Genomic DNA, 26,870 nt, shown 5'->3' on the forward strand with positions numbered 1-26,870 from the left:
CGTCGTAAATTCGCGGTGACCGCGGGCCCGCGCTGGGGGCGGGTTCACGAAACCCCGGCGAGAAACCCCAGGCTGAGCGGGTTGTACAGGTCGGCCTTCTCGTGCTGCGGCCAGTGCCCGCACTCATTGAAGATCTCAAGACGGGCCCCGGGAATGGCGGCGGTGATGGCCTCGGCCTCCGGGACGTCCCCGAACGGGTTCTTGTTGGCCCAGACCACGAGGGTGGGTGCCTTGATCCTGGCCATGCGGTCCGGCCGGAGCAGGTTGCGTTCACGGGTCTCGACCTCCTGCAGGGCCAGCAGGTTGTGCAGATTCCGCTGGAAGTCGGGCTGGTGGTAGATCTCGTACCGCACCTGGGTCAGCTCGTCGCCGAGGTCCTCGTCCCACTCCGCCCACAGCAGGCGCAGCCGGTCCCGGGTGAGGGAGATGTCGTCCTCCAGCGCGGCGGCCCGCGTCGAGGTCTTCAGCCGTTCCATCACCTGCGGGTTGACCTTCGTACCGCCCATGCACAGCAGTTGCAGCGAGGCGACGCGGTCCGGGTACTCGCTCGCCGCCCAGGACGACACCCAGCCGCCCAGCGACTCGCCGACCAGGTGCGCGCGTTCGGCGCCCACCGCGTCGAGGTACGCCATCAGGTGCTCGACATACGCGGGGATCTCACCGGGGCGGTCCGGCTTGCCCGTGTAGCCGTGGCCGAGCATGTCGACGGCGTGGCAGCGGTAGCGCTCGGCGTGCGCCGGGATGTTCCGTACGAACGCCTCCAGATGTCCGGTCGTGCCGTGCAGGAACACCACGTGCTCGCCGTCCTCGGGACCTGCCTGCAGCGCGCGGGTCCTGATGCCGCCGGCGTCGACGTAAGCGTGCCGGTGGTCGATGCCCGACAGTTCGGTCCAGATGCTCATGGCTGCCTTTCCTGGGTGGTGCGTGCGGGGTCGAGGACGGCGACGGCCATGCCGGTGAGCCACTCGGGCATGGGCTCGTACGCCAGTCGGCGGGCGGGTGCGTGGTCGAGCAGTGCCGCCGTCAGCAGCCAGGTGCGCAGCTCCTGCGCCCCGTTGCCCGCCGTCTTCTCCAGCGCTTCGGTGGTGTACTCGGTGATGCGGTGTGTGTGGCCGCGCTCCACCAGGGACAGGAACTCGTCGTCGAACTCCGGGTTGAGCGCGGCCTCGGCGGCCCGGATGATCTCGCGGCGGCGGGCGTCGTAGTCCTGCCAGTTCTCCCGGCCGTCGAGCCAGGCACCGACCATGAACTCCTCGTCGTCACCGTGCGGTTCGCGCCAGTCGGGCCAGGGCAGCCGGTGCGAGAGCCCGCCGGAGCCGATGACGGCGACCCGGCGGTCCTCGGGGAAGGCGAGCACGGCGTCCCGGATCGCCCGGCCCAGCTGCTCGCAGCGGTCCAGGGTCGGCAGCGGAGGCGCGAAGACGTTCACGACGAGCGGCACGATCTCCACGTCCAGCCCGTCAAGGAGGTACTGGATCGCGTGCGACTGGCCGTGGTCGATCTGCAGCCGGGCCGAGAAGGCGACATCGAAACGGCCGCCTTCCACAAGGGAGTTCGCGATGTGCCGGGCCAGGGGCACGTCCACCGGCTGCGGGCCCTTGGGGGTGCCGGACTCGCCGCTGGCGACGCACTCCCCCACGCCGATCGTGAAGCTGGGGATCAGGTCAAGCCAGAAGCCACGGAAGTGGTTGGAGCCGACCAGGATCACCGTGTCGGGGCGGGCCGCGGCGAGTTCGTCGCGCGCCGAGCGCAGTGCGTCACGGAACCGCTCGGCGCGGCCCTTGTGGACGGTCTCCTCCCAGTGGGTGTTCATCAGCGTGCTGTGCGACGCGCCCACCCCGAGGACGATCTCGGTCATGCCGGCTCTCCTTCCAGCTGGTGCAGTTCGTCGCGGGAGCGGGTGACGGTGTCGACGGCCGTACGGATCAGATGGCGTGTCAGCTTTTCCATGGCTCGTACGGACACGGTGTTCATCCCGCGGGCGAAGTCGATCTCGAAGGGTGCCTCGCCCTCGGGGACCTTCGGCATGCCGACCCGGACGGTCGGGATGCCGCGCCCGCGCAGGATATTGGCGTCGGTGGCGCCGCTGTTGCCCCGGACGACCTCGTGCTCGCGTCCCTCGAAGGCCTCCCAGCCGGCCGCCGCGCTGCGGAAGATCCAGCTGTCCGGACCGGTCCGTGTCCCGGGGATGGCCAGGATCATCTCAGCGGTGACGTCGAGTCCGGGCACCTTGTCCCGGATGGCCTCCAACGCGGCCGCGAACTCCCGTTTGGCCCGCATCGGCGTCGTGTCGGGGCTGATGCGCAGGTCCACCCTGAGGGTGCAGGAGGCCGGGGTGACGGCCGCCATGCGCGGCCAGCCGCCTCGTATGGAGGAGACGATGCCCTGCGGTGCGACGGTGCCGTCCGTGTGGCGGTCGGCGTAGGCGACGAACCACTCCTCCAGGTGCCGGGCGACCTCGCCGGCGCGGGCGATGGCGTTGCCGTACGGGAGCCGGTGACGGGAGCCCACGTAGGTGTGCGTGCCGCGGACGGTGACCTCGAACCATACGAGGCCGACCTCGTCCCAGGAGACGGTCCAGCCGGGCTTGGCGATGAGCGCGTAATCGGTCCACACGCCCTGCTCGAGGAGGAACGAACAGCCCACGCCCTGCCCGGTGTTGCGGCGAGTGCCGACCGGCCGGGCATTGGTGGGCATACCGCCGGCGCCGAACGCCGCGACGAGATCCCCGGTGAGCGGGATCCCGGCGACGGCGATCGCTTCGGCGGCCATCATCACGCAGGCCGCGTGACCCTTGGGGTTCGATGCCCCGAGGCCGGTCACCAGGTCGTCGTAGACGGTGGCCCGCGGGCGCATGTCGTCCCGCAGCTCCGGGCCGATCCAGGGGAGGTCCTCGTTCTCCTCGCCCACGGTGAGGGTGTCGATCGGCGCGTACAGCATGAGGTCGGGGCCGGTGCCGTCGCCGGAGAGCCTGGCCCAGGCGTTGGCCTGCCGGTCGTCGAGGGGCTGGACCGCGGCGCCGCATCCCGAGGCTTTCAGCGTGTCCGCGATGTGGGTGGCGAGCGGCCCCTCCTCGCCGGTGGGGCTCGGGATGTCGACGAGCCCGATGATCAGCTCGCGCAGCCGGTCGCCGGTGACGTACCGCCAGGCCTCCTCCACCCAGGTGCGGCGTGGGGTGTCGAGTCCGGCGAGTCCGTCGCCGCTCATTGGTTGATCCTGTGGACCTGGGTCATGGTGGCGCGCGCGAAGCGCTTCTTGGCCCGGGGCAGCCCCACGGCGAGGGCGACCCCGGCCAACATGGCGAGCAGTGTGCGGCGCATGGTCACGCCTCCTTCTCACTCCGGGTGTGGGCGCCGACCGCGGCCAGCTTCTTGCCGTACTCCTCCTCGCTCAGGTTCCGCCAGGCGGTCAGCGAGACGTCGGGGCGGTAGAGCTTCTCCGGGGGCGCGTCGGTGACGTCGACCATCCAGGCGTCCTGGCCGGAGAACTGTCCGTGGAACAGCCAGCGGATGGCGCCCAGGTACTTGGCGTAGAAACCGAGGGTCTGCCAGCCCTCGGTGAAGTTGACCATCACGCCGACGTAGCGGTGGTGGTCGGCGTCGACGGGGACGTAGAACTCGTAGTGGATGAAGTTGGGGTAGACGATGCGCAGCACGCCCGGCATGGAAAGGGACGCGAAGCCGGGGAACTCCTGAGCCTCGATCGTCGGGTTGACCTTGTCCGCCGCGCCGGTGTTGCCGATGTTGAAGGTCTCCTTCGGCGGCTGCATCTTCCACCAGCGCTTGTTGGTCCAGCGGCCGACCCCGGGGAAGTCGGCGTCCCAGTGGACCTCGTCCTGCACCCGGAAGATCCAGCGGCCCTTGGGCACGATCCGGGTGATGTTCCAGGTCGGCATCGGCTTGAACAGCCGCCACAGGGCCGTGCGGTGCAGGTACTTGGCGTGGCCCTCGTCGAAACCGTTCTCGCAGGCGAAACGCCAGTTGCCGCCGCGGGGCTCGATACGGCCGCCCATGACGAAGCCGTTGGACACGAGTTCCTCGGGGAGCTGCTCGTCGATCGGATGCGGCTCCTCGTCGGCGAGGGGGATGTACACCCACACCATGCCGAGGCGCTCCTCGACCGCGTACGTCCGCACCTGGACCTTGCCGGTCAGCCGGCACTCGGGACCGTCGGTGATGACCGCGCTCAGATTGCCCGTGGGCAGGTCGAACGTCCAGCCGTGATAGGGGCAGCTGACGGTGCCCGGGAACTGCTGGTCGCCCTCGGACAGCGGCACTCCGCGGTGCGGGCAGCGGTTGTGCAGGGCGTAGGCCTTTCCGCCGTCGCGGATCAGCGTGATCTTCTCGCCGCAGATCGTGTACGGGAGCGGCTTGCCCGTGATCTGGCTGGACCAGGTGACCGGATACCAGTAACCGCGGAATCCCGCGGCCGCCCCGTCGTAGTGCGGCCACGACGTCCAGTCCTGCCGGCCGGGCTGCCCTGTGCGGCCGCGCCCGGACCGGCTTCTGCCCTTGGGGGCGAGCGAACCTTCACCCGTCGTCATCGTGCGTGACCTCCTGCTGCAGTCGATGCATGGCTTGAGCATCGGGTGAGGCGGCGCGTCCCGCTACGGAACCGTTCCGCCCAGCAGACCGCCCGGCGGACGGCGGTCATCCCCGGTCACCCCGCGGGTCGCGTCCCACTGAGCGGACCAGGGTCCATGCGCTCCCGCGGCGCCGCGTTCTACTGTGCGCGCATTCCCGCCACCACCCATCGAGGTGCTCATGGAGCCACAGGCCAGCCGAGGACACCCCGCCAGAAGCGTCCTCACCCCGCTCACCGCCGCGTCGGTCTCACTCATCGGGTGCAGCGCCGCCACCACCGGCTCCGCCACCGGGGGCGGCGGCGCCACCCGGCCGACGAAGGGATCGCGATGACGAACGCCATCAAGGCCGCGACGACGCCCGCCAGGGCCGAAAAGACCGACAGGAGTGGGCATGGCGCGGCCGTACGCGTCGATGGCGTCGACATCAGGTTCGGCTCCTTCCACGCCGTACGGGACATATCGCTCGACATCGCCGCCGGGGAGTTCCTCTGTCTGCTCGGGCCGAGCGGCTGCGGCAAGTCCACCCTGCTGTCCGCACTCGCCGGATTCGTCCGGCCGCACCAGGGCAGCCTCACTGTCGACGGCACGCCCGTCACAGGTCCCGATCCCGAACTCGGCATGGTCTTCCAGAGCAGCGAGGCCCTCTTCGACTGGCTGACGGTCCGCCAGAACGTGGCCTTCGGCCCGCGGATGCGCGGCAGGTCCAGGGCCGAGCAGGCGGCGCTGGCCGACGAGTACCTGGGGCTTGTCGGGCTGCGGCACTGCGCCGACCGGTACCCCGCCCAGCTGTCGGGCGGGATGCGCCAGCGCGTACAGATCGCACGCGTCCTGGCGAACAAGCCCCAGGTCGTGCTGATGGACGAGCCGTTCGGGGCGCTCGACGCACAGACCCGGCAGGTGATGCAGGAGGAGATGGCCCGCATCTGGCAGGCCTCGGGCTGCACCGTCGTGTTCGTCACCCACGACATCGACGAGGCGATCCTGCTGGCGGACCGCATCGCCGTCATGACCGCCGGTCCCGCGGCCTCCGTCAAGTCCGTCTACCCGGTGGACCTGCCCAGGCCGCGCGACGAGTCCGACCCCGCCGCCCTCGAGCTGCGCCGCAGCCTGCGGCAGGACATCGGCGAAGAGGTACGCAAGGCCCTGCGCGACCAGGGGCTCGACACGGAGCGCGATACGGAACTCGCCCCGGAACGCAGCCCGGAACTCGGCCCGGAATCCGGCCCGGAGGAGGAACGATGACGACGGTCACCGTCGAGGCCACCCCGAAGCCCCGCACCGAGCGGCGCGCGCTGCAGGCCACCCGGCTCAGGCTGCGCACTGTCGCCCTGTACGCGGTGTCCGTCCTCGTCGGCATCGGCGTCTGGCAGCTGCTCGCGATGAGTTACGGCCCCTCGCTCGTTGCCTCCCCGAGCGCGACCCTGTCCGCGGCGGGCGAGCTCGCGAGCGACGGCACGCTCACCAACTCGATCATCGCCTCCGCCCGCCGCATACTGATCGGCTGGGGTCTCGGCCTGCTGGTGGGCGTACCGGCCGGCCTGTTCATCGGGCAGATCCGGCTCGTACGCCAACTCCTCGAGCCCTACATCGAGTTCTTCCGTTTCATCCCGCCCATCGCCTTCGTGACCCTGGCCGTGGTGTGGCTGGGCATCGGCGAGTCGTCGAAGGTCGTCCTGATCTTCTACACGGCGGTCTTCATCGTCATCCTGAACACCAGCGCCGGGGTGATGGCGGTGAGCGAGTCGAAGCTGCGTGCCGCGGCGAGCCTGGGCGCGAGCCGGCGGCAGATCCTGCGGGGGGTCGTGCTGCCCTCGACGGTGCCGTACATCATCACCGGGGCGCGACTGGCCATGGGCAACAGCTTCCTGACCATCGTCTCCGCCGAGATCGTCGCCGCCCAGGTCGGACTCGGCGCGCTGATCTGGACCTCCCGCAACTACGGTCGTATCGACTGGGTCTTCGTCGGCATCATCACCCTGGGCATCCTCGGGTTCGTCTTCGACCGTGTGCTGCGGATCGTCGCGTCCCGGGTCCTGCGTCGATACGGAGTGAAGCTGTGAGCGGTGTGACGTCACGTGCCCTGATCCTGGAGCACTTCGGTGAGCTGCCCCGGCTGGTGGAGCGGCCCGTGCCCGCGGCGAGCCCCGGACAGACACTTGTACGGATGCTGGCGACACAGGTGGCCCATCTCGATCTCAACGTCGTCGACGGCAAGTTCGGGATCCTCCCGGATCTCCCGGCGGTGCCCGGCACGAACGGGGCCGGGATCGTGCTCGCCTCGGACAGCCATCCTGAAGGCACCCTGGTGAGGGTCAACGGCAAGGGGCTCGGGCTGCGCCTGGACGGTTGCTGGGCCGATCACGCCGTGGTGCCCGATGCGACCGTGATCGCGGTACCGGAGGGCACGGATCCCGCGCTGGCGTGCAGCTTCTTCACACCGGTCGGCACGGCCTGGGCGGCGGTGTACTCGGTCGCGGCCGTGCAGCCGGGCGAGCGGGTCCTCGTCACCGGCGCGGCGGGTGCGGTGGGGTCCCTGACCGTGCAGATCGCGGCGCGTGCCGGGGCCGAGGTGATCGGCGTCGTCGGCCGCGCGTCCAAGCTGAGCCACGTGCCCGCGCCGGCCAAGGCGGTACTGGCGACCGAGATGTCGCCCGAGGCCGTGGCCGGGCAGATCGATGCGGTCGTCGACACCGTGGGCGGCCCTGTACTGCGGGACGCCCTGGGCCTGGTCCGCCCACGCGGCCGCGTCGCCCTGGTCGGCTACACCGCCGGACGCGAATTCACCGTGGATCTCGCGGACTTCCTGCTGGCCGACGTCTCCTTGCTGCCCGTGAACCTGATGACGCGGGGCAAGGAGGTCGCCGCGGACGCGGAGCGGCTCCTGACCGAGCTGGCGGCGGGTGAGCTGAACCTGCCGATCGAACGCTACGGACCGGACCGGCTGACCGAGGCCGTGGAGCGGCTGCGGACGGGAGCCGCGGTCGGGAGGGTGGTGCTCGACCTGGCCTGACGGGCTCAGCCCAGGACGACCACCTCGTGGCCCCGGCAGCGGACGATGCCGGGGCCGCCGGCATGACCTCGGCACCGGAAGCGGCCGTGCCCCGACGGCCGCGGAACCGGCCCACTGAGCGGACCGGTCCGCTTGGTCCGGCGTTCCGGCACCCGAGACCATCCGCTCATGGATCTCATGGACATTCAGGCGCCTCCGCAGGGCGCCTACGCGGAGGCGGACGGCGTCAAGTACCACTACATCGAGCTGGGCGAGGGCAGCCCCACGATCTTCCTGCACGGGGGCGGCCCGGGGTGCACCGGCTGGTCGGACTTCGGTCAGGTGGCCCCGCTGTTCGCCGAGGACCGCCGCTGCTTCCTGGTCGACATCCTGCAGTACGGCAAGTCGGCGAAGCCCGTCATCGAGGGCCCGATGTGGGACTACCACGCCGCCAAGACCGTGGCCCTGATGGACGCGCTGGGCATCGACCGTGCCGACTTCGTCTGCAACTCGTGGGGCGGGACGATCGCGCTCAACCTGGCCGCCAAGTACCCCGAGCGCGTACGGTCGCTGGTGATCACCGGGAGCATGCCCGTCTTCCACGGCCCGCTCGCCCCGCTCCCGGAGGGCGGCCGCCGCGGACGCAACGCCCGCGACAGGTACTACGGCGGTGACGGCCCGTCCTGGGAGAAGATGCGGGACCTGATGGCGCGCCTGGAGTGGTACGACCCGGAGGCCATCCCCGACGGCACCGTGACGCTGCGCTACGAGCAGAGCCTCGACCCGGAGGAGACAGCGCTGGCCGGCGCGTCGGACAACCCGCGCGGTGACTGGCAGGACCTGTCCGCCGAACTCGGCCGTATCCAGGCGCCCACGCTCTTCTTCTGGGCGATGTACGACGCGTTCCTGACGCCGGACTACCCGCTGATGCTCGCCCGCATGGTCCCCCGGGGAAATCTCCATGTGATGAGCCGGGCTTCCCACCATCCCCAGGAAGAGCGACCGTATGACTACCACAGTGTGGTCAGCGGCTTCCTGAACCAGCACCACGGCTGAGAGCGAGCGGAGGACACGTGAGCGCATCGATCCCCCGCGTCGTCGAACTATCCAGTCCCTTCACCCGGTTCGCGGGCAGGCTGCTGGTGGGGCTCGGCTTCGAGGTCGTCCTGGTCGAGCCCCCGGAGGGCGACGAGACCCGGCGCGAACTCGACGGCGACGCCTTCGCCCACTGGCACGCCGGAAAGCGCTCGGTGACCCTGGCCCCTTCCGCCTCCGCCGAGTTGCGCGACCTCCTGACGGGCGCGGACGTGCTGCTCGACGGAACACCGGACGGTGCGGGGGCGGCCGTCGAGGGTCTCGGGCACCTGGTCCACGTACGTGTCACGCCGTTCGGACTGGTCGGCCCCCGAAGCGGCTGGCAGGGCACGGATCTGGTGGTGGCCGCGCTGGGCGGGATGCTCGCGCAGGTGGGCGATCCCGACGGCCCGCCCCTGCGTATGCCGGAGAACCAGGCGGAGCATCTGGCAGGCGTCAACGCGGCGATCGCCGCCCTGCTGGGCCTGCGGGCACGACGCCGCGGGCCGGGGCAGCTCGTCGACGTCTCCGCCCAGGCCTGCGTCGCGGCGGCCCTGGAGGCGGGCACCCTCGCCTACCTGCACGAGGACCGGGTACCGCCACGTCCGGGACGTGTGCATCCCCTGGTCCCGCACGGGCTGTTCCGCTCAGCCGACGGCCATGTGGGCGGCGGACTCGGCGGCAGTCCCCGCATGTGGGACGCCTTGCTCGCCTGGCTGTGCGAGGAGGGGGCTCAGGCCGACCTCGCGGAGCCGCGGTGGCAGGACCCGGTGGAGCGCAAGAAGCACCAGGATCACGTCTTCAAGGTCGTCCAGGACTTCGTGGGCACCTGGCCGAAGTCCGAGTTCGCGGAGCAGGCTCAGGCAAGGAAGCTGCCGTGGGCGGCTGTCGACCTGCCGCCCGAACTGCCGGACAACCCTCAGCTCGCGGCCCGGAACTTCTTCACCGAGGTCGAGGGCCGGACCGACCTCGGCTTCCCCTTCGCGTTCCCCGAAGGCCGCAGGATCACCTCGCTCACCGTACCCGGGCCCGGTGAGGACCAGGCCCTGCTCCACGAGCACCGGGCGACGCCCGCGATCGGCGGCACCGGCTCGCCAGCCCGGCCCGCCCTGGAGGGGGTACGTGTCCTGGACCTGACCTGGGTCCTCGCCGGCCCGTACTGCACCAAGGTCCTGGCCGACCACGGCGCGGACGTCATCAAGGTCGAGTCCGTCCGCCGCCCCGACCCCACCCGGTTCGCGCCGTTCATGCACCTGTCCCGCGGTCCCCACACCGACCCGAACACCAACGGCTATTTCAACGAGGTCAACCGGAACAAGCGCGGTATCGCCCTCGACACCCGGACCGAGGAGGGCGTCGCCGTGCTCCGCGACCTGATCGCGTCCTGCGACGTCCTCGTGGAGAACTTCAGCGCCACGGTCATGACCGGACTCGGCCTCGGCTACGACGCGCTGCGCGAGATCAACCCTGATCTCGTCTATGTGAGCATGTCGGGCATGGGGCACAGCGGCCCCCGGGCCGGCTGGGTGTCGTACGCGGACACCGTCTCGGCGAGTGCGGGGCTGACCGGCCTGACCGGCTGGGGGCCGGACGACGTGGTCGGCGTGATCTACGGACACGGCGACATCGTCGCCGGCCTCCAGGCGGCGCTGGCGACGATCGCCGCGCTGGAGCACCGCGCGCAGACCGGCCGCGGACAGCACATCGACCTGTCCCAACTCGAGGCGATCGCCGCCCACATGGGGACGAGCCTCCTCACGTCGTCAGGGTCCCCGACGGGCAACGCGGATCCGCGGTGGAGCCCGCAGGGTGTCTACCGGGCCCTCGGGGCGGATCGCTGGCTGGCCGTCAGTGTCCGCTCGGACGCGGAATGGACGGCCCTGTGCCACGCCGTCGGACGCCCCGAACTGGCCGCCGACGACAGGCTGCGCACGGCGGAGGGCCGTGGGCGGGAGCGTGCCCTGGTCGACGGGGTGATCGCCGAGTGGGCTCGCGGCCTGCCCGCCGACGTGGCCGCGGAGACGCTTCAGGAGCACGGGATTCCGGCCGGCGCCGTGCAGGACGGCCGCGATCTGGTCGAACACGACCCGCAGTTGAGAGCGCGTGGCTTCTACGTCTGTCTCGCACACCCCGCCGCGGGCGCCTTCCTCCACGAGGGCGTACCCATCCGCCTCACCGGCACGCCCGGCTCCGTCCGCCGACCCGCGCCCCTGCTCGGCGCCGACACCGACGAGGTGCTGCGCGAGGTGGCGGGCTTCTCCCCGGAGCGGCTCCGGCGTCTGCACGAGGCCGGCGTCCTGCGGTGAACGACATGACCGTGCCGGGACTCGTCGAGGCGGCGGCCGAGCGATTCGGCGACCGCGTCTTCCTGCGCGTGGCAGACACGACGCGGACGTACGCCCAGACCCGCGAGGCCTCGGCCACCATGGCCGGGGCCCTCGCGGCCCACGGCTGCCGGCCCGGCGACCGCGTCGCGGCCCTGCTGTCCAACCGGATCGAGCTCGTCGACCTGGTCCTCGGCTGCGCCTGGCTCGGCGCGGTCGTGGTGCCGTTGAACACCGCGCTGCGCGGCCGGTCGCTGCGGCAGGTGCTGCACGCGGCTGAGCCGCGATTCCTGTACGCCGAGGCCGAGTTGGCGCAGCACGCCGTCGCGGCGGGACACCGTGGGGGCGTGTGGGTGGTGGGCGGGGACGACGTCCCCCGGCCCGGCGCGACGACCGAAGCGGTCCGGCCCGCGCCGGTCCGTCCGGGAGACACCGCGGCCATCCTCTTCACGTCCGGCACCACGGGTGTGTCGCGCGGCGTCCGCTGCCCGCAGGCCCAGTTCGTCTGGTGGGGCCGCAATGTCTCGGACGCCCTGCGCCTCACACCGGACGACGTGCTGTTCACCTGTCTCCCGCTGTTCCACACCAACGCCCTCAACACCTTGGCGCACGCCATGACGGTGGGCGCGAGCTGCGTCGTGGAGCGGCGTTTCTCCGCCTCGCGCTATTGGTCGCAGGTGGCCGACGCGCGCGCCACGGCCGTCTGTCTGCTCGGCGCGATGGTGCCGATGCTGCTCGCACGGCCACCCGGTCCGCACGATCGGGCGCACCGGGCGTGGCGCGGCCTTTCCCCGGCGACGCCGGGGCCGGTGTGGGAGCCGTTCCGCGCGCGCTTCGGTGTGAGGCTCGTCGACGGGTTCGGTTCCACGGAGACGAACCTCGTCATCGGGTCCACACCCGAGGAGTACCGGCCCGGTTACGTCGGAACCGTGCGCGCGGGCTTCTCCGCGCGGGTGGTCGACGAAGCCCTCGCTCCGGTCGCCGACGGGACGCCCGGCGAACTCGTCGTGCGCAGCCACCAGGAGTACGCCTTCTCCACCGGTTACCTGGGGGACCCGGAAGCGGCCCCCGACTCCTGGCGCCGGACGGGCGACCGGGTGATCCGCGAACCCGACGGCTGGTTCCGTTTCGTCGACCGGATCAAGGACGTCATCAGGCGTCGCGGCGAGAACATCTCCTCGTACGAGGTGGAGTCGGCCGTCCGCTCCCATCCGGCGGTCGTCGAGGCCGCGGCGTTCCCGGTGGCCTCCGAACTGGCCGAGGACGAGGTCATGGTCGTGGTGGTCGTCCGGCCCGGCAGCGTGCTGGATCCGGCGGACCTGGCCCGCCACTGCGCAACTGAGCTCCCGGCGTTCGCCGTCCCCAGGTACATCGAGACGGTCCCGGCCCTGCCGCTCACCGAGACGGGCAAGGTACGCAAAGCGGTGCTGCGGGAACGGGGCCTCACCACCCGCACCTGGGACCGGATCGCCGGGCGGTCCCCGTGAAGCCCTGTTCCCGGAGCGGCTCACGAGTCGATGACGAGCCCCTTGGCTTCGAGCACGGCGGCGAGGTCGCTGACCTCGATGACGCTCCGCCCGGAGCGGTACGCGGCGATGTACGAGTCCTCGGCCGCGACGCGCTGCTGGGACTTGCGGATGACGTCCTCCACGTCGTCGCGCCGAACCACCACGACGCCGTCGGCGTCCGCGCGCACCACGTCTCCCGGACGGACGATCTCGCCCCCGATCAGCACCGGTTCGGCCATCGGCCCGACGGTTTCCTTGACGGTGCCCTTCATGCACACGCTGTACGAGAACACCGGGAAGCCGAGTTCGCGAAGTTCCTGCGTGTCGCGCACACCGGTGTCGGTGACGAGGCCGCCCAGGCCCTTGGCCACACACGCGTTGGCGAGGACGTCGCCGAAGGAGCCCGCCTCGGCGTACGCGCCCGCGGAGACGACGATGACGTCGCCGGGCTGCGCGTGGGCGATGGCGACCTGCAGCATGATGTTGTCGCGGGGAGCGCAGGACACCGTGAACGCGGGGCCGCACAGGGACATCGTGTGGTCGACCGGCTTGATCGTCGAGTCGAGGGCGCCCAGGCGCCCCTGTGCCTCGTGAACGGTGGCGGCGGAGTACTTGCCCAGCTGCTCGACCAGCGCCGGTTCGGGCCGCTCGAACTTGGTGTTGACTCGGATCATGTCGCTCCTTCAGCTCCTTGAGCTCCGTCGGGAGGGATCGGCCGGGGACAGGGCCGCGCAGGCGCGGCCGATGCGCTCGCAGGCCTCGGTGAGGACGTCGGTCGAGGTCGCGAAGGAGACGCGGAAGTAACCCGGCGATCCGTATGCGGCGCCGTGGATGACCGCCACCTGCTGCGACTCCAGCAGATAACGGGCGAAGTCCTCGTCGGAGCGGATCTCCTCGCCCGTCGGTGTTCGCCGTCCCAGTACGCCGGAGCAGTTGACGAAGGCGTAGAAGCCGCCGCTGGGAGGGGTGCAGGACAGGCCCGGAACGTCGTTGACGAGCTTCACCGTCAGATCGCGGCGCCTGCGGTAGACGGCGACACAGTCGCTTACGAAGGTCTGGTCACCGGTGAGCGCCGCGGTGGCCGCCGCCTGGCTGATCGACGACGGGCAGGACGAGATCTGCGACTGCAGGGCGTTGACGGCCGACACCAGTTCGGGGGAGCCGACGCCGTAGCCGATGCGCCAGCCGGTCATCGCGTACGTCTTGGAGACGCCGTTGGTGAGGAACACCCGGTCGGTCAGGCGCGGTTCGACGCCGGCGATGCTGGGGACCTGGCCCGGCTCGTACCAGATCTCGTCGTAGATCTCGTCCGTGAGCACCTGAACGTGCGGATGAGCGAGCAACACCTCGGCCAGCGCGGTGAGTTCTGCGGCGGTGTAGGCGGCGCCGGTGGGATTGCCCGGAGCGTTGAGAACGACCCAGCGCGTCCGGTCGGTGATCACCGATTCCAGCCGCTGCGGAGTCAGCTTGAAGCCGTCCGCCTCCGGGCAGGGGACGATGACCGGAGTGCCGTCGTTGGCGAGCACCATGTCCGGATAGGACACCCAGTACGGAGCGGGGATGACTACTTCGTGGCCCGCGTCCAGGGTGGCCATCAGCGCGAGGAAGATGACCTGCTTCGCTCCCCCGCCGACCGCGATCCGGTCGGCCGGGTAGTGCGGTCCGTGCCGGTGCTGGAGCTTCTGCGCGATGGCGGCCCGCAGTTGGGGGGTGCCGTTGACCGGGGTGTACTTCGTGTCGCCCTGCCGGATCGCCTGAATCGCGGCGGCCTTCACATGGTCGGGGGTGTCGAAGTCGGGCTCGCCCACGGTGAGGTCGAGGATGCCCAGGCCCTGGGCCTTGAGTTCGCGGACACGCTGGGCGGCCGCGGTGCTCGGCGAGGGCTTGATGCGCCGTACACGCCGGGCGGTCGTCATGCCGGTCGTCGTCGTGTCGGTCGTCGTCTTGTCGGCGGCCGTCATGTCAGCCGGTCCTCCTCTCGAAGTTGAGGCCACCCGGTACCTGGAACGTCGGCAGGATCTCCACATGGCCGATGTTCACGTGCCGCGGTGAGCCGACCGCGAACTCGACGGCGTCGGCGATGTCTTCCGGCTTCAGCGACTCGTAACCGTCGTAGAACTGGCGCTGGGCCTCTTCCATGTCGCCGAGGAGACGGCCGAAGATCTCCGTCTCCACCCGGCCCGGGCAGATCTCGGTGACCCGGACGCGACGGCCGTATCCGTCGACGCGGAGCTGGCGCGAGAGGGTGTGCACGGCCGCCTTGGTGGCGTGGTAGATGGTGTTTCCGCCGAAGTTGTAGACGCCGGCGATCGAGCTGATGTTCACGATGTGCCCGCGGTCGCGTTCGACCATCCCCGGCATCAGCAGGCGTACGAGGTGCAGTACGGCCTGGATGTTGACCGCGATCTGCTCGTCGACGGCGAACTCGTCGGCGGTGAGGATGTTTCCGGTGCGGGAGACCCCGGCGTTGTTGACGAGGACGTCGATGTCGAGGTCCTGCAGGGTGTCGCTCAGTGCCGCGGTGTCGGTGATGTCCACGGCGTGCGGTGTACATCCCGTACGCCGGGCGAGGTCGTCAAGCCGCTCGGCGTTACGGGCGATGGCATGGACCTGGAGCCCTTGTTTGGCCAGCCGCTCGACGACCACCGCTCCGATTCCGGTCGAGGCACCGGTCACCAGGGCAGTCCTGTAGTCGGAAAAGGGCATGAGGGTGTGCTCCTAGGGATCTGGAGAGATATGTGGGGGGGTGATCAGCCGGTCGGGCGTCTTATACGTCGCGCAGCGGCAGGTGCGCCCTGTCCTGCACCCGGGACACGGCGATCAGCGTGCCGAGGGCGGTGACGACCGCGTAGAAGGCGGGCACGTTGACGTTGCCGGTCTTGTCGATGAGGTACGTCATCAGCAGCGGCGCCGTGCCGCCGAAGAGGGCGGCGGAGACGTTGTAGCCCAGGCCGTAGGCGGAGTAGCGGACGCGGGTGGGGAAGAGCTCGACGAGCAGGATGTGGATGACGCCGGTGTGCCCGGCGAAGATGACCGCCATGAGGCAGGCGCCCAGGATCGCGAGCGGGACGCTGCCGGTGCCGATGAGCAGGTAACAGGGAATGCCGGCGACGGCCATGGCTATCGCCGCGCCCGCGAGGACCTTCTTGCGGCCGATCCGGTCGGAGAGGTGGCCCATGTAGGGGATCGCGAGGGAGATGGCCACCAGGCTGGCCGCGGTGACCAGCAGGCCCTGCACCTGGCCGAAGTGCAGCTCGGTGCTCATGAACGTCGGCATGTAGCCGAACAGCACGTAGTAGCCGGAACCGTTCATGAGCGGGATGAACAGGGCGAGCAGCATCGCGCGGCGGTGCTCGGCAGAGGTGAAGGCCTCCTTCAGCGGGTTCTTCGACAGACCACCGCCTTCTTGCAGGCGCGTGAAGTTGGGGGTGTCACTGATCCGCTTGCGGATGTAGATGCCGGTGACGCCGAGCGGGACGGCCAGCAGGAACGGGATGCGCCAGCCCCACGACTCCATGCGCTCCGCACCGAGGCCGCTGGTCATCGCGGCGGCGATGAGCGTTCCGGTGAGCAGGGAGAGGAAGGAGGCGATCTGCGCGTAGCTGGTGTAGAGGCCGCGCTTGCCCTCGGGGGCGTGTTCGGCGAGGAAGCTCATCGCGCCGGAGGCCTCGCCGCCGACCGAGAAGCCCTGCGCGACGCGCAGCAGGATGAGCAGCGCGGGTGCCGCGATCCCGATGCTCGCGTACGTCGGCAGGATGCCGATGCCCGCGGTCGCGACGCTGATGAGCAGGATGACGAAGACGAGCATGCGCTGCCGTCCGATGCGGTCACCGAGGTGTCCGCAGATGACGCCGCCCAGGGGGCGGAAGAAGAACGAGACGGCGTAGCCGAGGAAGACGAGCTGGACGGCGTTCTCCGAACCGGGGAAGAAGACGGCGGCCAGGGTGCCCGCCATGAAGCCGAAGATGCCGTTGTCGTAGAGCTCGGCGAAGATTCCGACGCATCCGGCGAGGGTGACTTTCCTCGCCGTTCTCGGGTCGACGGTGTTGGGTACCGGCTGAGCGGCCACGGTACTCATGGCGTCTCCTGTCTGGGGTGGGACGGGGATGGGTTGCTCACGGCTCGATGCGGGTGCTGCTTTCAGGGGGCGGCGGGTGACGGTTGAAGGGGACGGGATACGGAACGAGGGGACGGGTCAGGGGCTGAGGGGAACGGGTTACGGGCTGAGGGGAACGGGGATACGCAGGGCCTCGAAAGCCGAACGCACCCGCGCCTTGAGGGCGTTGACGGCGTTTCGCTGAGAGCGGTAGGCGGTCACCGCTTCGGCGATGGTGCGGTGCCGGAAGCGGACGGCCTGGCCCGGTCCGGCCTGCCCCAGTGCGGAGAGACCTGTCGCTGTGACGACCGCGAGGACCGGATAGCCGGCGGTGACACCACGGCCGCGGTGCAGGACCAGGAGTTCGTCTCCCGCGGGCACCTCGACGGCCCCGACGGGGACGCCGCGCGAGAGCACCTCGCCGGTCGCGACCCGCCGCGGTACGTCGCCGCGCAGGCGAAGCCCGATGTGGTTGCTCTGCGGGCTCACGGTGTACGGCGACCGGAAGAGCCGTTCGGCCGTGTCACCGAACTCCGTGCGGTCGGGGCCGTCCGTGACGTCGATCGTCCACGCGGCGTGGAAGCGCCGCACGGGGGCATGCAGCCGGAACAGCGGGATACGGAAGTGCGGATGGTCGATGGGCGGGCAGTGGGTGCGCAGGCCCACTTCGTCGCCGTCGCGCAGCGCGCGCCCGAAGCCGAGGATCGTGTCCGGGGCACAACTGCCTTGCAGCCAGGGGGCGTCCACCGAGCCGAGCACGGCCAGGTAGACCCTGATGCCGACCCTGATGCCGGTGATACGGATCGTCTGGCCGGAGCGTACGGAGACGGGTTCCCACTGGGGGCGTGCGACGCCGTCGACGGTCAGGTCCGCCGGCGCGCCGGTCACGGCCATGAGCACGTCGGTCGAGGGAGTGCAGCTGAAGTCCAGGGCGGTGATCTCTATCAACGGCGCGCCCTCGTCGTTGCCGCACAGCACGTTGGCGACACGGGCCGAGTGCTGGTCGAGCGCGCCGTTGACGGGCAGACCGTAGCGCGAGCGTCCGAACCGTCCGAGATCCTGCACCGTCGCGAGACCGGCGCGGTGGACGGTCAGTGTGTCAGCCATGGGACACCGCCAGGGACAGGCCGGCGTGGTCGTCCCACTGGTCGGGGGTGATCGGCTGAAATCGGAACGTGTCGCCGGGCCGGTACGGAGTCATCGGGTCGGCGGCGAAGTCGAGTACGCGCAACGGGGTACGGCCCAGGAGCGGCCAGCCACCAGGTGACGGCATCGGGCAGATGACGGCCTGCCGTCCGGCCACCGCGATCGACCCTGGCAGGACCCGCGTACGCGGCGAGGCCAGCCTGGGGACGGGTCCGGGGAACGCCGGGCCGTCCATCATCGGGGCGCCGGCGGGTGCCCCGAGGCAGCGGACCGTCAGGTCGGAACCGGAGTGGAGCTCCACGACCTCCTGCTCGGTGATCCCCAACTGCTCGGCCACGACGGGGAGATCGGGGCCGTGTTCGCCCCCGTACACCACCGGGACCACGAAGTGCCGTGCCGTGGCCGTGTGGAGCGGGCCCTTGCCGAGCCGGTCGGCCTCGTGCCGCAGCACGCGCCGTACCGTGTGCTGATCGGTGCCGGCGCAGTCGAACTCGACGAGCAGCGCATCGTACGTGGGCACGATCCCGTGCACCCCGTCGAGCCGGACCGAGTCGATCGCGTCGGCCAGGGTGTGCACGAGTCGCCAGTTGTGCTCCGCGTCGCTGCCCATGGCCCTGGCCATGACGGCCGAGTCACCGCAGTCCACGATCACGACGCCGCTGTCCGTTTCAGGCATCCCGCCGGTTTCAGGCATCACGGCCGTCCAGGACGTCCGTGAGCGACGTGATCTTGATGCCTGCGGCGAGCAGTTCCTCGCGCACGCGGTGCGCGAGCGCGACGGACCCCGGTGTATCACCGTGCACCAGCACCGTGTCGCACCGTACGGGGATGTCGTGGCCGCCGACGCCGCGTACGACCCCTTCGGTCACCATGCGGACGGTCCGTTCGGCGATCTCCCCCGGGTCGTGGATGACGGCACCGGGCTCACTCCTCGGCACCAGCGTGCCGTCGTCCCGATAGGCCCGGTCGGCGATCCCGACGATGCCGACGCGAAGGCCGCGCGCGTGTGCGGCATCGGCAAGCTCTCCGTCCTGCGCCAGCACGATCAGCGACCGGTCGACGGAGGCGACGGCGTCGGCCACCGCGGCCGCGTAGTCCTGACGGACCGCGACCAGGTTGCCGAGCCGGCCGTGCGGGGCCACATGCTGCACGCGGGTGCCGTGCGCGGCCGCGAACGCCTGCAGCGCACCGATCTGGTAGAGCATGTCGGTGCGGACCTCGTCCGGTGACAGATCCATCGCGCGGCGACCGAATCCGACGAGATCGGGAAAGCTGGGGTGCGCGCCCACGGCGACGCCTTGCCGCACGCAACTGCGGACCGTGTTGTCCATGATCCGCGGGTCACCCGCGTGAAATCCACAAGCGATGTTGGCCGAGGTGAGCACATCGAGCAGCGCCTCGTCATCGCCCATGGTGTAGGAGCCGAAACCCTCGCCGAGGTCGGCCACGAGATCGACCGTATGGGGCATGAATTCCTCCAGAAAAGGAAGAGCACGAAATCGCCGCTTCTTCTCTTTCGGCGCTTTCCACCGGACCCGCCCATCACCGGCGGCGGGAAATCAACAGGCCATCAGATTCCCGCGGCAAACCTGAGCCTGCCGTCGAACAGCCGGAATCTTTGCGTTGCGGTGAACGTAATACCAACGCGACGTGGCGGCAAATAGGCGTTCTGCGTGACGTAATCACCGCTGGATATGACGTGGGACACACGGGCCAGGGCTCGGCACGCGGTGCGGCACCTACCATGAGGCTCCGCCCACGCTGGAAGGCCGCGCATGGACACCAGGCGTCTCTACTCGTTCGTGAAGATCGTGGATGCCGGGAGCATCACGCGCGCGGCCGACATCCTGCACATCGCCCAGCCCGCGCTGAGCCAGCAACTCTCGGCGCTGGAAGCCCAGTTCAAACAGCAGCTACTGATCCGCAGCAAGCGAGGGGTCGCCCCGACCGAAGCCGGCCGCGCGCTGTACCGGCACGCGCAGCTCATCCTGCGCCAGGTCGAGCTCGCCCACGCGGCGGTCGACGTCTCCGGCCGCGCGCCGGCCGGCAGCGTCTCCGTGGGCCTGGCTCCGTACAGCATGGGCGCGGCACTCGCACTACCGCTGCTCACGAGCGTGCGTGAGCGCTACCCCGACATCCTGCTGCACATCAACGAGAACTTCGGCGGCGTCATCAGCGAAGCGATCATGACGGGGCGTATGGACATGGCGTTCATCTACGGGGCCGGGCCCCTGCGGGGCGTGCAGTTCGAGCCGCTGCGCACCGAGGACCTGTTCCTGATCGCCGCGCCCGGCGGAGCCGCGCCGCCCGGGGAAGGCGATGTCCGCCTCCAGGAGCTGGCCGACGTGGGCCTGCTGCTGCCCAGCCGTATTCACACCATCCGGCAGGTGGTCGACGGCGCGTTCCAGCAGGCGTCGCTGAAGCCGCGGGTGGTCGGCGAGATCGAGTCGGTTCTGACCCTGGTCAGCGCTGTCGGCGCCGACCTCGGGGCGACGGTGCTGCCCTGGTCGGCGGCGCGCCCCATCCTCGACGTGCAGAATTTGGTGGTGCGCCGGATCGTCGACCCGACCATCCAGGTCAAGCTGTCGCTCTGCACCTCCGACAGCCAGCCCCTGTCGGAGCCCGCCCTCGCCGTGCACGACTTGTTCCATGAACTCATCACGGACTTCCGCGAGTCCGGCGCGGAAGATACTGATTCCTGATGCCGTCACGCAGAAATTCTCTTTGTCTTCCCACGGCACACCGCCTGACGTTTTCCACGAATCCGCCGCATTTTCACACGCCGAGCGGCCCCTGAAAAGCGTCGAGTCGGGAGCACACCGGGGAAGGCTTCGCCTGAGTACGCGTACTCAGGGTGATGGTGTCGTTGAGCACTGACGCGGCCGGTCCCGCGATCCCCACGATGGAACGGCTCACCCTGCATCGGAAGAGGTACTGATGGGCCGTTACCTGCAGCTGCGCGCTGCCACTCCGGAGGATCTCGAATGGGTCCACGAACTGCGTCACCGGGTGTACGCAGAGGAGTTGGGCCAGCATGTGCCGGATCCGGCCGGGCGGCTTCGCGACGGGCTGGACGGCGACAACGTCTACCTGGTCGCGGCGCGAGGTGCGGACCGAATCGGCTTTGTCAGCCTGACTCCGCCCTGGTTGGGGCGGTACGGGCTGGACAAGTACCTGACCCGGGACGAACTGCCCCTGCTGACCGAGGACGATCTGTTCGAGGTGCGCATCCTCACCGTTGAGCCGCGCCGGCGGGCCGGCGCGGCGGCACCACTGCTGATGTACGCGGCGCTTCGCTGGATCGCCGCCCGGGGCGGCCGCCGCGTGGTGGCGATGGGGCGCACCGAGCTGCTCGACATGTACCTGGCCGTCGGCCTGCGCCCGGTCGGCCGTACCGTCCACAGCGGTGCGTTGACGTTCGAGGTGCTGACCGGCACCGTGACCGAGCTGACGAACGTCGCGATGGACCGTTACCGCGGCACGTTGGAGTGGCTGCGGTCCCAAGTGGACTGGCGGCTGGACGTGGCGTTCGCACCCCGCCCGGACGGCTGCGAACACGGCGGCGCCTCGTTCACCGCCATCGGCACGGACTTCCGTAGCCTGCACCGGCGCCATCAAGTGGTCGCGGCCGATGTGCTGGACGCCTGGTTCCCGCCGGCCCCCGGGGTGCGGGCGGCGCTCGCGGAAGATCCGGCCTGGGCCGCCCGCACCTCGCCGCCGACCGACGCCGAGGGCCTGCTGGCGGAAATCGCCACGGCCCGGGCGCTGCCGGCGGAGACGCTCGCGGTCGGCGCCGGTTCATCCGACTTGATTTTCAGGGCATTCGGCCAGTGGCTGACCCCGGAGAGCCGAGTGCTTCTGACGGACCCGGGCTACGGCGAGTACGCCCACGTCACCGAGCGGGTGATCGGATGCCGGGTGGACCGGTTCCGGCTGCGCCGCGCAGACGGCTGGCGGATCGACCCGGCCCGGCTGTCCGCCGCCGTCGAGTCCGGCCGCTACGACCTCGTGGTGGTGGTCAACCCGAACAACCCGACCGGACGCCACGCACCGGCCGCGGAGCTGCGCTCGGTGATCGCCGCCGCGCCGGCCCGAACCCGCTGGTGGATCGACGAGGCGTACCTGGGCTATGTCGGTCTGACCGAGTCGCTCGCCGGTCTTGCCACGACGGACCCGCGGGTGGTCGTGTGCAGCTCGTTGTCCAAGATGTACGCGCTGTCCGGCATGCGGGCCGCGTACCTGGTGGCCGAGCCGGGCACCGCGGCGCGGCTGCGCCGATGGACCCCGCCCTGGCCGGTCAGCCTCCCGGCGCAACTGGCCGCGGTGGCAGCCCTGCGCGACCCGGCGTACTACAGCGACCGCTGGGTTCGCACCCACGCGCTGCGCCGGCAGCTGGCCGCCGACCTGGCCGGGCTGGACGAGGCCGTGGTGGTCGAGGAGGCCGTGGCCAACTTCCTCACCGTGACCCTGCCGTCCGGCGGGCCGAGTGCCGCACAACTGGTGCACGAGTGCCGCCGCCGCGACGTGTACCTGCGCGATCTGTCGCCGCTGTCGTGGGAGTACGAGGGGCGCGCCGTGCGCATCGCGGTCAAGGACACCGCCGAGAACACGCGCATCGTTGCCGCGTGTCGGGCCGCCCTGGACGTACTGCGGCCGGGATCGGACTCGCTCCTTTCGATGCCTCCGGGCGTTCCCGTCGCCGGATCCGCCCGGTGATGACGGTGGCCTCTCTGGCGCCCTACCTCGGTGGGGCGTTGGCGCTGGGCGGAGTCGCGGTGGCAGTGTCCCGGCGCCGCGAGCTGCTGATCCGGTGGTGCGCCTGGGCGGTCGGAGTGCCCCTGGTCACCGGTGCGTTCTGGTGGGGCCGCCCGGGCGCCGCTGCCCTCGCCGTCGTGGTCGCGGTGATCGCGGTGATGGAGTTCGGCGGGCTGATGCGGCTGGGCCGGCTGGACCGGGTGGTGCTGGCCGCGGCGGTGGCAGGCGTGGTGCTGGCAGCCTGGCTGGCGCCCGGACAGATACTCCGGGTCGTCGCGATCGGGGCGCTCGCGGTGGCCGCGGTGCCGCTCCTGGCCGGCGACGCCGACCATGGCCTGCGCCGGCTCGGCGCCGGCCTGCTCGGGCTGGCCTGGCTGAGTGCGCTGGCCGCGCTGGTGCCGCTCGGAGCGAGCGCGCTCGCGCTGTTCGTGGCGGTATCGATCGCCGACATCGCGGCGTACTTCGCCGGTCAGAGGCTGGGCGGGCCGCGGCTGTCGCCCCTGTCACCGGCCAAGCGGTGGAGCGGGACCCTGGCCGGGGCCGCGGCCGGCCTCGGCGTGCTCGCCGTGCTGTCCGCGCTGAGCTGGCCGATGGCGGTCGCTGTGGCGGTCGGCGGCCCGGCCGGCGACCTTCTCGAGTCCATGATCAAAAGAGGTGCGGAGGCGAAGGACGCCGGCAGTTGGCTGCCTGGCTCCGGCGGCCTGCTGGACCGGATCGACTCGCTGCTCATCGCGTTGGTGGTCCTGCTTGTCCTGGGCTGACAGATCGTCTTCGTCTCGCAACACACCGCGGACGCCGGTGCGGTATGGCTGCTGCGCGGCTCGGCGGACGGACTGACCGCGACGGGCGCGCAGTCCTTCGACCAGAACACCACCCATGTCCCCGGTACCCCGGAGGCCGGCGACCGGTGGGCCGCACAGGTGCGGCTCGCCGACACGAGTGGCGACCGCCGCTGCGAACTGCTGGCCGCCGCGCCGGGCGAGGACACACAGGACGGGGTGGTCTGGCAGTTGCCCGCGAGCACGAAGGGACTCGTCGCGGACGGCTCGTGGCTCTACGGTGCGGGATCGCTCGGCGCCCCGGGTGACAACGCCCGCTTCGGCGAGGCCGTCGACGAGTGATCTGCGCCGCCGGGTGTGACGTCCCCGCGGGAATGAGTACTCAAGTGGCCTGAGTTGAGTACCCGGGCGGATGCGGCCTCACTGTCCGGACGGGGAAAGTGGAGGTCGCCGAGAGGGGCGCCGCCCCTCTCGTGGACCACTACTCCAACCTCTCGGAGGTATCACATGCGCAAGATCGGAACAGCTGCCGTGTTATTCGTCATGGCAGGTGCCGGTCTGGCGAGCACGGCCGGGATCGCCGGCGCCGCGACCGCTCAGGCGGACAAGGCCGTCCCGGCCGCGGCCTGCTCGGCCTCCTGGACCAGCAGCACCAAGTCGGCGCAGGACAGCACCACCAAGCCGCTGCGGAACATCAGGACGGGCGAGCACACCTGCTACGACCGCATGGTCTTCGATGTCACCGGCGCGACGGGCAAGATCGGCTACCACGTCGGGTACGTGAAGAAGTTCCACCAGGACGGCAGCGGTGAGGAGATCAAGGTCGCGGGCGGCGCGATCCTGGAGATCATCGTGAACGCTCCGAGCTACGACGCATCGAACCCGAACGAGCAGACGTACGCCGGTAAGCCCGGGAAGTCGCTGCCGGGTGTGAACGTGACCGGATACAAGACGTTCCGGGACACCAAGTTCGGTGCGAGCCTCGAGGGGCAGACCCAGGTCGGTCTCGGCGTCGCCGCCAAGCTGCCGTTCCGGGTCCAGCAGTCCGGCGACAAGCTGATCGTGGACGTGGCCCACACCAAGTAAGACGTGGCCCACACCAAGTAACTCGTCAGAGCGCGGGCCCCGACGGACTCAACCCGTCGGGGCCCACGCGTGAGCGTCTGCCACATCGGTCTCCCGCCCGAAACCTCGTCAGCTCGATGCCGCACGGTCCTTGGAGGCGCCGAAGCACGCCGACGGATCCGCGAAGAAGGCCAGTGCCGCGAGGATCGCCACGCCGGCTGCCAGCGCCAAGGCTCCGGAAAGGGACCATGCGGTGACCGGACCGGCAACCGCCGCGCCCAGGGCGAATCCGGTGATCTTCAAACTCGCGCCGGTGGTGAAGATCTGGCCACGCAGGTGTTCCGGTGCTTCCCGGTGACGCACCGCGAACAAGGCGGTGAGCTGGGACCCTTCACCGAATCCGACGAGGAGGACCGCGGCGATGAGCAGGGGTGGTTGACCTGTCGTGGCCAGAGCCAACGCGGCGGCCTGGACAAGGGCACTGACCCAGATGATCGTGTCGGGAGCGACCGAGCGCGGAAATCGCGCGAGTACCGCGTTGGCCGCCAGGGCCGAGACGGCAACGCAGGAGAGCAGCATCACGCCGCGGCCGGCTCCGCCGAAGGCGCGTTCGCCCAGGAGCGGGATACAGACAGTCAGCATGCCCTGGGCGACGCAGGAGACGACCGAGGTGAGGGTCGCTCGGGCCAGGCGAGGACTCCTGACGATGCACCGCAGTCCGGCAGCGACGGCGTTGACCACCGAGGCCGTTCGCGCATCCGGCGCCGCACCCGAGTGCGCGGGCAACTTCCATGCGGCAGGCAGCGCCAGGCCGATGAGCACCGACGAGACCACGACAGCCGTCGGCGCCCCGAACGTTTCTGCCACGCCGCCGGCGAGGGCCGGCCCGACCAGGCTCGCCGTGCTGAAGGTCATCGCGTCGAGCGCGTTCGCCCGAGGCAGGTCGTCAGGCGACGCCAACCGGGGCAACTGGGCCGTCCAGCCGCCCGACAGAGCCGGCCCCAGCAGCCCCGTGAGCGCGGCGATCAGCACGGTGACAGCGGTCGGAAGACGGCCGAGCCCCACGAGAACCATCGCCAGGCCCGTCGCATACAGAACGAGCGCTCCGGCCAGCAGACGGCCCGGCCGCGCCGCTCTGTCGAGCAGTGCTCCGAAAACCGGTCCACCGACCGCGGCGGACATCGTGATGCCGGCGAGCAACGACGACGCTTCGGTGGTCGATCCGGCGAGGGCGAATCCTGCCAGCATCAGAGCGGGCCCGGACATTTCATCACCGGTGCGGGCGGTCACCGTTCCAGCGAGATAGGAGCCCATCACGTAACGCTTCGTCATCAACAGAACGTTACGGATGTAACTCAAAACTCTGCAATATGCGTTACAGTCGAGTGCGTGCCCTTCACCGCTGACGACTGGTCCACCCGGCACTCCGTGCTGACCATGGCGCGGCGCACCGCTGCCCTCATCAACGTCCTCACCGACGACCGCCCCGCCCCCACGACTGTCGCCGAGGTGCTTCGCGCATACGGCGAGACGGGCTCCATCGACCTCGCACCCCGTGACGTCGCCCAGATGCGTACGGCTGCCGCCCTGCTCCGGGAGGTCTTCGCGGCCGATCACGTCGACGCCGCCGCCGAAACCCTCAACCGTCTCCTGCGGGAGCACGCCGGGCCCCCGCGTCTGACCTCACACGGTGGCAGCGCCCCCTGGCACCCCCACCTGGACCACGACGACGACGCCCCCTGGGGCGAGTGGCTCCTCGCCTCTTCCTGCTTGGCACTGACCGTGCTCGTCTGGGACCATCAACGCCCGCCCGGCAGTGTCTGCGCGTCACCCAGCTGCCAGAACGTCTTCATCGCCCAAGGCAGCGGCCCGGAGCGCCGCTATTGTTCACGCCGCTGCGCGACCCGCGAACGGGTCGCGGCCCACCGACGCTCCCGCTCCAACGAGCAGCCGGGGTGACGTCGGAAAGCCGCCAGGCCCCTCGCCTGCGGTCGCCTAGGGTCGTCGGCATGTCGCAGCAGAGCCGCACCGTCGTTGAGAACGCCTGGAAGGCGTTTGCCAGCCATGACTCCGACCGGATCTCCGCGGTCTTCACCGAGGACGCCGAGTGGCTGGCGCCCCCGGGGAACGCTACTGCCGTCGCGCTGGAGGGTCCCAGCCACCTGGTCGGCAGGAAGGCGATCGTGCGCTTCCTCGCGGAGGACTTTCCCCGCTTCTTCGTGCGTGACGTCACCGTCACCTTCCACGGTTTCTACGCCGACGGCGAGCGCGTGGTCGTGGAGGAGACCATGACGGCGACCCTGGCCAACGGCAGCCACTACGCAAACGACTACTGCTTCGTCTTCGAGCTCCGGGACGGGCTGATCCACCGGGTGCGCGAGTACATGGACACAGCCCGCGGGCACCGCATGATCTTCGGCGCGGTTCCGCAGTAGTCGTCCTGGGCCTGGCTGCCGGGGCCCCCAACGAACAGCAGAATGCGGCGCCGCGGCCGGGCGGCGCGGCGCCCTCCGGCGCCGACCGCTGCCGCGCCGACCGCTGCCGCGCCG

General features: G+C 70.4%; 24 protein-coding genes and 1 pseudogene. 13 read left to right on the plus strand and 12 right to left on the minus strand.

What is annotated here, in order from left to right:
* Positions 1 to 44 precede the first annotated feature (44 nt).
* The 4 genes from FGD71_RS14955 to FGD71_RS14970 form a co-directional block, all read right to left on the minus strand.
* A complete protein-coding gene (locus FGD71_RS14955) occupies positions 45 to 902 on the minus strand; it encodes an alpha/beta fold hydrolase (RefSeq protein ID WP_119100941.1) in 858 nt (285 codons plus the stop codon).
* Complete coding sequence (locus FGD71_RS14960) at positions 899 to 1,858, minus strand: DODA-type extradiol aromatic ring-opening family dioxygenase (RefSeq protein WP_119100942.1); 960 nt, start codon at positions 1,856 to 1,858, stop codon at positions 899 to 901. The genes FGD71_RS14955 and FGD71_RS14960 overlap by 4 nt, the downstream gene beginning before the upstream one ends.
* On the minus strand, positions 1,855 to 3,207 hold the full coding sequence (locus FGD71_RS14965) for a M20 family metallopeptidase (protein WP_119100943.1): 1,353 nt from the start codon (positions 3,205 to 3,207) through the stop codon (positions 1,855 to 1,857). Before FGD71_RS14965 ends, FGD71_RS14960 begins: the two co-directional genes overlap by 4 nt.
* Before the next feature lie 115 nt (positions 3,208 to 3,322).
* Entirely contained in the window at positions 3,323 to 4,543 is a 1,221-nt protein-coding gene (locus FGD71_RS14970) for a Rieske 2Fe-2S domain-containing protein (protein ID WP_119100944.1), read from the minus strand.
* A gap of 369 nt (positions 4,544 to 4,912) precedes the next feature.
* On the opposite strand from FGD71_RS14970, the gene FGD71_RS14975 reads away from it, so the two are divergent.
* The 6 genes from FGD71_RS14975 (at position 4,913) to FGD71_RS15000 (ending at position 12,459) form a co-directional block, all read left to right on the plus strand.
* Complete coding sequence (locus FGD71_RS14975; RefSeq protein WP_119100945.1) at positions 4,913 to 5,827, plus strand: ABC transporter ATP-binding protein; 915 nt, start codon at positions 4,913 to 4,915, stop codon at positions 5,825 to 5,827.
* The gene (locus tag FGD71_RS14980; RefSeq protein WP_119100946.1) at positions 5,824 to 6,645 is read left to right on the plus strand and encodes an ABC transporter permease; all 822 of its coding nucleotides are present in this window, start codon (positions 5,824 to 5,826) and stop codon (positions 6,643 to 6,645) included. The genes FGD71_RS14975 and FGD71_RS14980 overlap by 4 nt, the downstream gene beginning before the upstream one ends.
* Positions 6,642 to 7,595, plus strand: coding sequence for a quinone oxidoreductase family protein (locus FGD71_RS14985; RefSeq protein WP_119100947.1), 954 nt, complete (start codon positions 6,642 to 6,644; stop codon positions 7,593 to 7,595). Before FGD71_RS14980 ends, FGD71_RS14985 begins: the two co-directional genes overlap by 4 nt.
* A gap of 168 nt (positions 7,596 to 7,763) precedes the next feature.
* Positions 7,764 to 8,630, plus strand: coding sequence for an alpha/beta fold hydrolase (locus FGD71_RS14990; protein WP_119100964.1), 867 nt, complete (start codon positions 7,764 to 7,766; stop codon positions 8,628 to 8,630).
* Between the two features lie 17 nt (positions 8,631 to 8,647).
* Complete coding sequence (locus FGD71_RS14995; RefSeq protein WP_119100948.1) at positions 8,648 to 10,954, plus strand: CaiB/BaiF CoA-transferase family protein; 2,307 nt, start codon at positions 8,648 to 8,650, stop codon at positions 10,952 to 10,954.
* 5 nt (positions 10,955 to 10,959) lie between these two features.
* The gene (locus FGD71_RS15000; protein ID WP_162931128.1) at positions 10,960 to 12,459 is read left to right on the plus strand and encodes an AMP-binding protein; all 1,500 of its coding nucleotides are present in this window, start codon (positions 10,960 to 10,962) and stop codon (positions 12,457 to 12,459) included.
* 20 nt (positions 12,460 to 12,479) lie between these two features.
* Here FGD71_RS15000 and FGD71_RS15005 read toward each other — a convergent pair whose 3' ends face one another.
* The 7 genes from FGD71_RS15005 to FGD71_RS15035 form a co-directional block, all read right to left on the minus strand.
* Positions 12,480 to 13,154: a 4-carboxy-4-hydroxy-2-oxoadipate aldolase/oxaloacetate decarboxylase gene (locus tag FGD71_RS15005; protein ID WP_119100950.1), complete on the minus strand. Its 675-nt coding sequence runs from the start codon at positions 13,152 to 13,154 to the stop codon at positions 12,480 to 12,482.
* A 9-nt stretch (positions 13,155 to 13,163) separates the two neighbouring features.
* Positions 13,164 to 14,441 carry an aspartate transaminase gene (locus tag FGD71_RS15010; RefSeq protein WP_240436590.1) on the minus strand — a complete coding sequence of 426 codons (1,278 nt, stop codon included), beginning with the start codon at positions 14,439 to 14,441 and terminating at the stop codon, positions 13,164 to 13,166.
* Position 14,442: 1 nt separating this feature from the next.
* Positions 14,443 to 15,186: an SDR family oxidoreductase gene (locus FGD71_RS15015; protein WP_119100951.1), complete on the minus strand. Its 744-nt coding sequence runs from the start codon at positions 15,184 to 15,186 to the stop codon at positions 14,443 to 14,445.
* 61 nt (positions 15,187 to 15,247) lie between these two features.
* Complete coding sequence (locus FGD71_RS15020; protein ID WP_119100952.1) at positions 15,248 to 16,558, minus strand: MFS transporter; 1,311 nt, start codon at positions 16,556 to 16,558, stop codon at positions 15,248 to 15,250.
* Positions 16,559 to 16,696: 138 nt separating this feature from the next.
* On the minus strand, positions 16,697 to 17,683 hold the full coding sequence (locus FGD71_RS15025) for a 5-oxoprolinase subunit C family protein (RefSeq protein WP_119100953.1): 987 nt from the start codon (positions 17,681 to 17,683) through the stop codon (positions 16,697 to 16,699).
* Positions 17,676 to 18,398, minus strand: coding sequence for a 5-oxoprolinase subunit B family protein (locus tag FGD71_RS15030; RefSeq protein ID WP_240436591.1), 723 nt, complete (start codon positions 18,396 to 18,398; stop codon positions 17,676 to 17,678). The genes FGD71_RS15025 and FGD71_RS15030 overlap by 8 nt, the downstream gene beginning before the upstream one ends.
* A gap of 10 nt (positions 18,399 to 18,408) precedes the next feature.
* Positions 18,409 to 19,191 carry a LamB/YcsF family protein gene (locus FGD71_RS15035; RefSeq protein WP_119100955.1) on the minus strand — a complete coding sequence of 261 codons (783 nt, stop codon included), beginning with the start codon at positions 19,189 to 19,191 and terminating at the stop codon, positions 18,409 to 18,411.
* Between the two features lie 306 nt (positions 19,192 to 19,497).
* On the opposite strand from FGD71_RS15035, the gene nac reads away from it, so the two are divergent.
* The 5 genes and pseudogenes from nac to FGD71_RS15060 all read left to right on the plus strand — a co-directional run bounded on the left by nac (position 19,498) and on the right by FGD71_RS15060 (position 24,342).
* Positions 19,498 to 20,424, plus strand: coding sequence for a nitrogen assimilation transcriptional regulator NAC (nac, locus tag FGD71_RS15040; RefSeq protein WP_119100956.1), 927 nt, complete (start codon positions 19,498 to 19,500; stop codon positions 20,422 to 20,424).
* Between the two features lie 235 nt (positions 20,425 to 20,659).
* Complete coding sequence (locus tag FGD71_RS15045; RefSeq protein WP_119100957.1) at positions 20,660 to 22,438, plus strand: histidinol-phosphate aminotransferase family protein; 1,779 nt, start codon at positions 20,660 to 20,662, stop codon at positions 22,436 to 22,438.
* On the plus strand, positions 22,438 to 23,238 hold the full coding sequence (locus tag FGD71_RS15050; RefSeq protein WP_181359206.1) for a phosphatidate cytidylyltransferase: 801 nt from the start codon (positions 22,438 to 22,440) through the stop codon (positions 23,236 to 23,238). Before FGD71_RS15045 ends, FGD71_RS15050 begins: the two co-directional genes overlap by 1 nt.
* Positions 23,239 to 23,268: 30 nt before the next feature.
* A pseudogene (locus tag FGD71_RS48825) lies at positions 23,269 to 23,598 on the plus strand (esterase); the annotation flags it as partial.
* 165 nt (positions 23,599 to 23,763) lie between these two features.
* Positions 23,764 to 24,342, plus strand: coding sequence for an AMIN-like domain-containing (lipo)protein (locus FGD71_RS15060; protein WP_119100958.1), 579 nt, complete (start codon positions 23,764 to 23,766; stop codon positions 24,340 to 24,342).
* Between the two features lie 108 nt (positions 24,343 to 24,450).
* Here the strand turns inward: FGD71_RS15060 and FGD71_RS15065 are convergent, their stop codons facing one another.
* The gene (locus FGD71_RS15065; RefSeq protein ID WP_240436592.1) at positions 24,451 to 25,653 is read right to left on the minus strand and encodes an MFS transporter; all 1,203 of its coding nucleotides are present in this window, start codon (positions 25,651 to 25,653) and stop codon (positions 24,451 to 24,453) included.
* Positions 25,654 to 25,758: 105 nt separating this feature from the next.
* Between FGD71_RS15065 and FGD71_RS15070 the strand changes: the two genes are divergently transcribed.
* Together FGD71_RS15070 and FGD71_RS15075 are read left to right on the plus strand one after the other, a co-directional pair.
* Positions 25,759 to 26,280, plus strand: coding sequence for a CGNR zinc finger domain-containing protein (locus FGD71_RS15070; protein ID WP_119100968.1), 522 nt, complete (start codon positions 25,759 to 25,761; stop codon positions 26,278 to 26,280).
* Between the two features lie 50 nt (positions 26,281 to 26,330).
* The gene (locus FGD71_RS15075; RefSeq protein WP_119100959.1) at positions 26,331 to 26,756 is read left to right on the plus strand and encodes a nuclear transport factor 2 family protein; all 426 of its coding nucleotides are present in this window, start codon (positions 26,331 to 26,333) and stop codon (positions 26,754 to 26,756) included.
* Positions 26,757 to 26,870: the final 114 nt, after the last annotated feature.

The organism is Streptomyces sporangiiformans (assembly GCF_005768555.2).
In the GTDB taxonomy this organism is placed as follows: domain Bacteria; phylum Actinomycetota; class Actinomycetes; order Streptomycetales; family Streptomycetaceae; genus Streptomyces; species Streptomyces sporangiiformans.

Excerpts from the sequence above, each read along its gene's own strand:
- FGD71_RS15075 (WP_119100959.1), top strand. The coding sequence starts at position 26,331 with ATGTCGCAGCAGAGCCGCACCGTCGTTGAGAACGCCTGGAAGGCGTTT.
- FGD71_RS15050 (WP_181359206.1), top strand. The coding sequence starts at position 22,438 with ATGACGGTGGCCTCTCTGGCGCCCTACCTCGGTGGGGCGTTGGCGCTG.
- FGD71_RS15070 (WP_119100968.1), top strand. The coding sequence starts at position 25,759 with ATGGCGCGGCGCACCGCTGCCCTCATCAACGTCCTCACCGACGACCGC.
- FGD71_RS15020 (WP_119100952.1), bottom strand. The coding sequence starts at position 16,558 with ATGAGTACCGTGGCCGCTCAGCCGGTACCCAACACCGTCGACCCGAGA.
- FGD71_RS14980 (WP_119100946.1), top strand. The coding sequence starts at position 5,824 with ATGACGACGGTCACCGTCGAGGCCACCCCGAAGCCCCGCACCGAGCGG.
- FGD71_RS15065 (WP_240436592.1), bottom strand. The coding sequence starts at position 25,653 with ATGACGAAGCGTTACGTGATGGGCTCCTATCTCGCTGGAACGGTGACC.
- FGD71_RS15015 (WP_119100951.1), bottom strand. The coding sequence starts at position 15,186 with ATGCCCTTTTCCGACTACAGGACTGCCCTGGTGACCGGTGCCTCGACC.
- FGD71_RS15000 (WP_162931128.1), top strand. The coding sequence starts at position 10,960 with ATGACCGTGCCGGGACTCGTCGAGGCGGCGGCCGAGCGATTCGGCGAC.
- FGD71_RS14990 (WP_119100964.1), top strand. The coding sequence starts at position 7,764 with ATGGATCTCATGGACATTCAGGCGCCTCCGCAGGGCGCCTACGCGGAG.
- FGD71_RS15005 (WP_119100950.1), bottom strand. The coding sequence starts at position 13,154 with ATGATCCGAGTCAACACCAAGTTCGAGCGGCCCGAACCGGCGCTGGTC.
- nac (WP_119100956.1), top strand. The coding sequence starts at position 19,498 with ATGGACACCAGGCGTCTCTACTCGTTCGTGAAGATCGTGGATGCCGGG.
- FGD71_RS14975 (WP_119100945.1), top strand. The coding sequence starts at position 4,913 with ATGACGAACGCCATCAAGGCCGCGACGACGCCCGCCAGGGCCGAAAAG.
- FGD71_RS14970 (WP_119100944.1), bottom strand. The coding sequence starts at position 4,543 with ATGACGACGGGTGAAGGTTCGCTCGCCCCCAAGGGCAGAAGCCGGTCC.
- FGD71_RS15060 (WP_119100958.1), top strand. The coding sequence starts at position 23,764 with ATGCGCAAGATCGGAACAGCTGCCGTGTTATTCGTCATGGCAGGTGCC.
- FGD71_RS14965 (WP_119100943.1), bottom strand. The coding sequence starts at position 3,207 with ATGAGCGGCGACGGACTCGCCGGACTCGACACCCCACGCCGCACCTGG.
- FGD71_RS15010 (WP_240436590.1), bottom strand. The coding sequence starts at position 14,441 with ATGACGGCCGCCGACAAGACGACGACCGACACGACGACGACCGGCATG.
- FGD71_RS15030 (WP_240436591.1), bottom strand. The coding sequence starts at position 18,398 with ATGCCTGAAACGGACAGCGGCGTCGTGATCGTGGACTGCGGTGACTCG.
- FGD71_RS15045 (WP_119100957.1), top strand. The coding sequence starts at position 20,660 with ATGGGCCGTTACCTGCAGCTGCGCGCTGCCACTCCGGAGGATCTCGAA.
- FGD71_RS15025 (WP_119100953.1), bottom strand. The coding sequence starts at position 17,683 with ATGGCTGACACACTGACCGTCCACCGCGCCGGTCTCGCGACGGTGCAG.
- FGD71_RS15035 (WP_119100955.1), bottom strand. The coding sequence starts at position 19,191 with ATGCCCCATACGGTCGATCTCGTGGCCGACCTCGGCGAGGGTTTCGGC.
- FGD71_RS14955 (WP_119100941.1), bottom strand. The coding sequence starts at position 902 with ATGAGCATCTGGACCGAACTGTCGGGCATCGACCACCGGCACGCTTAC.
- FGD71_RS14960 (WP_119100942.1), bottom strand. The coding sequence starts at position 1,858 with ATGACCGAGATCGTCCTCGGGGTGGGCGCGTCGCACAGCACGCTGATG.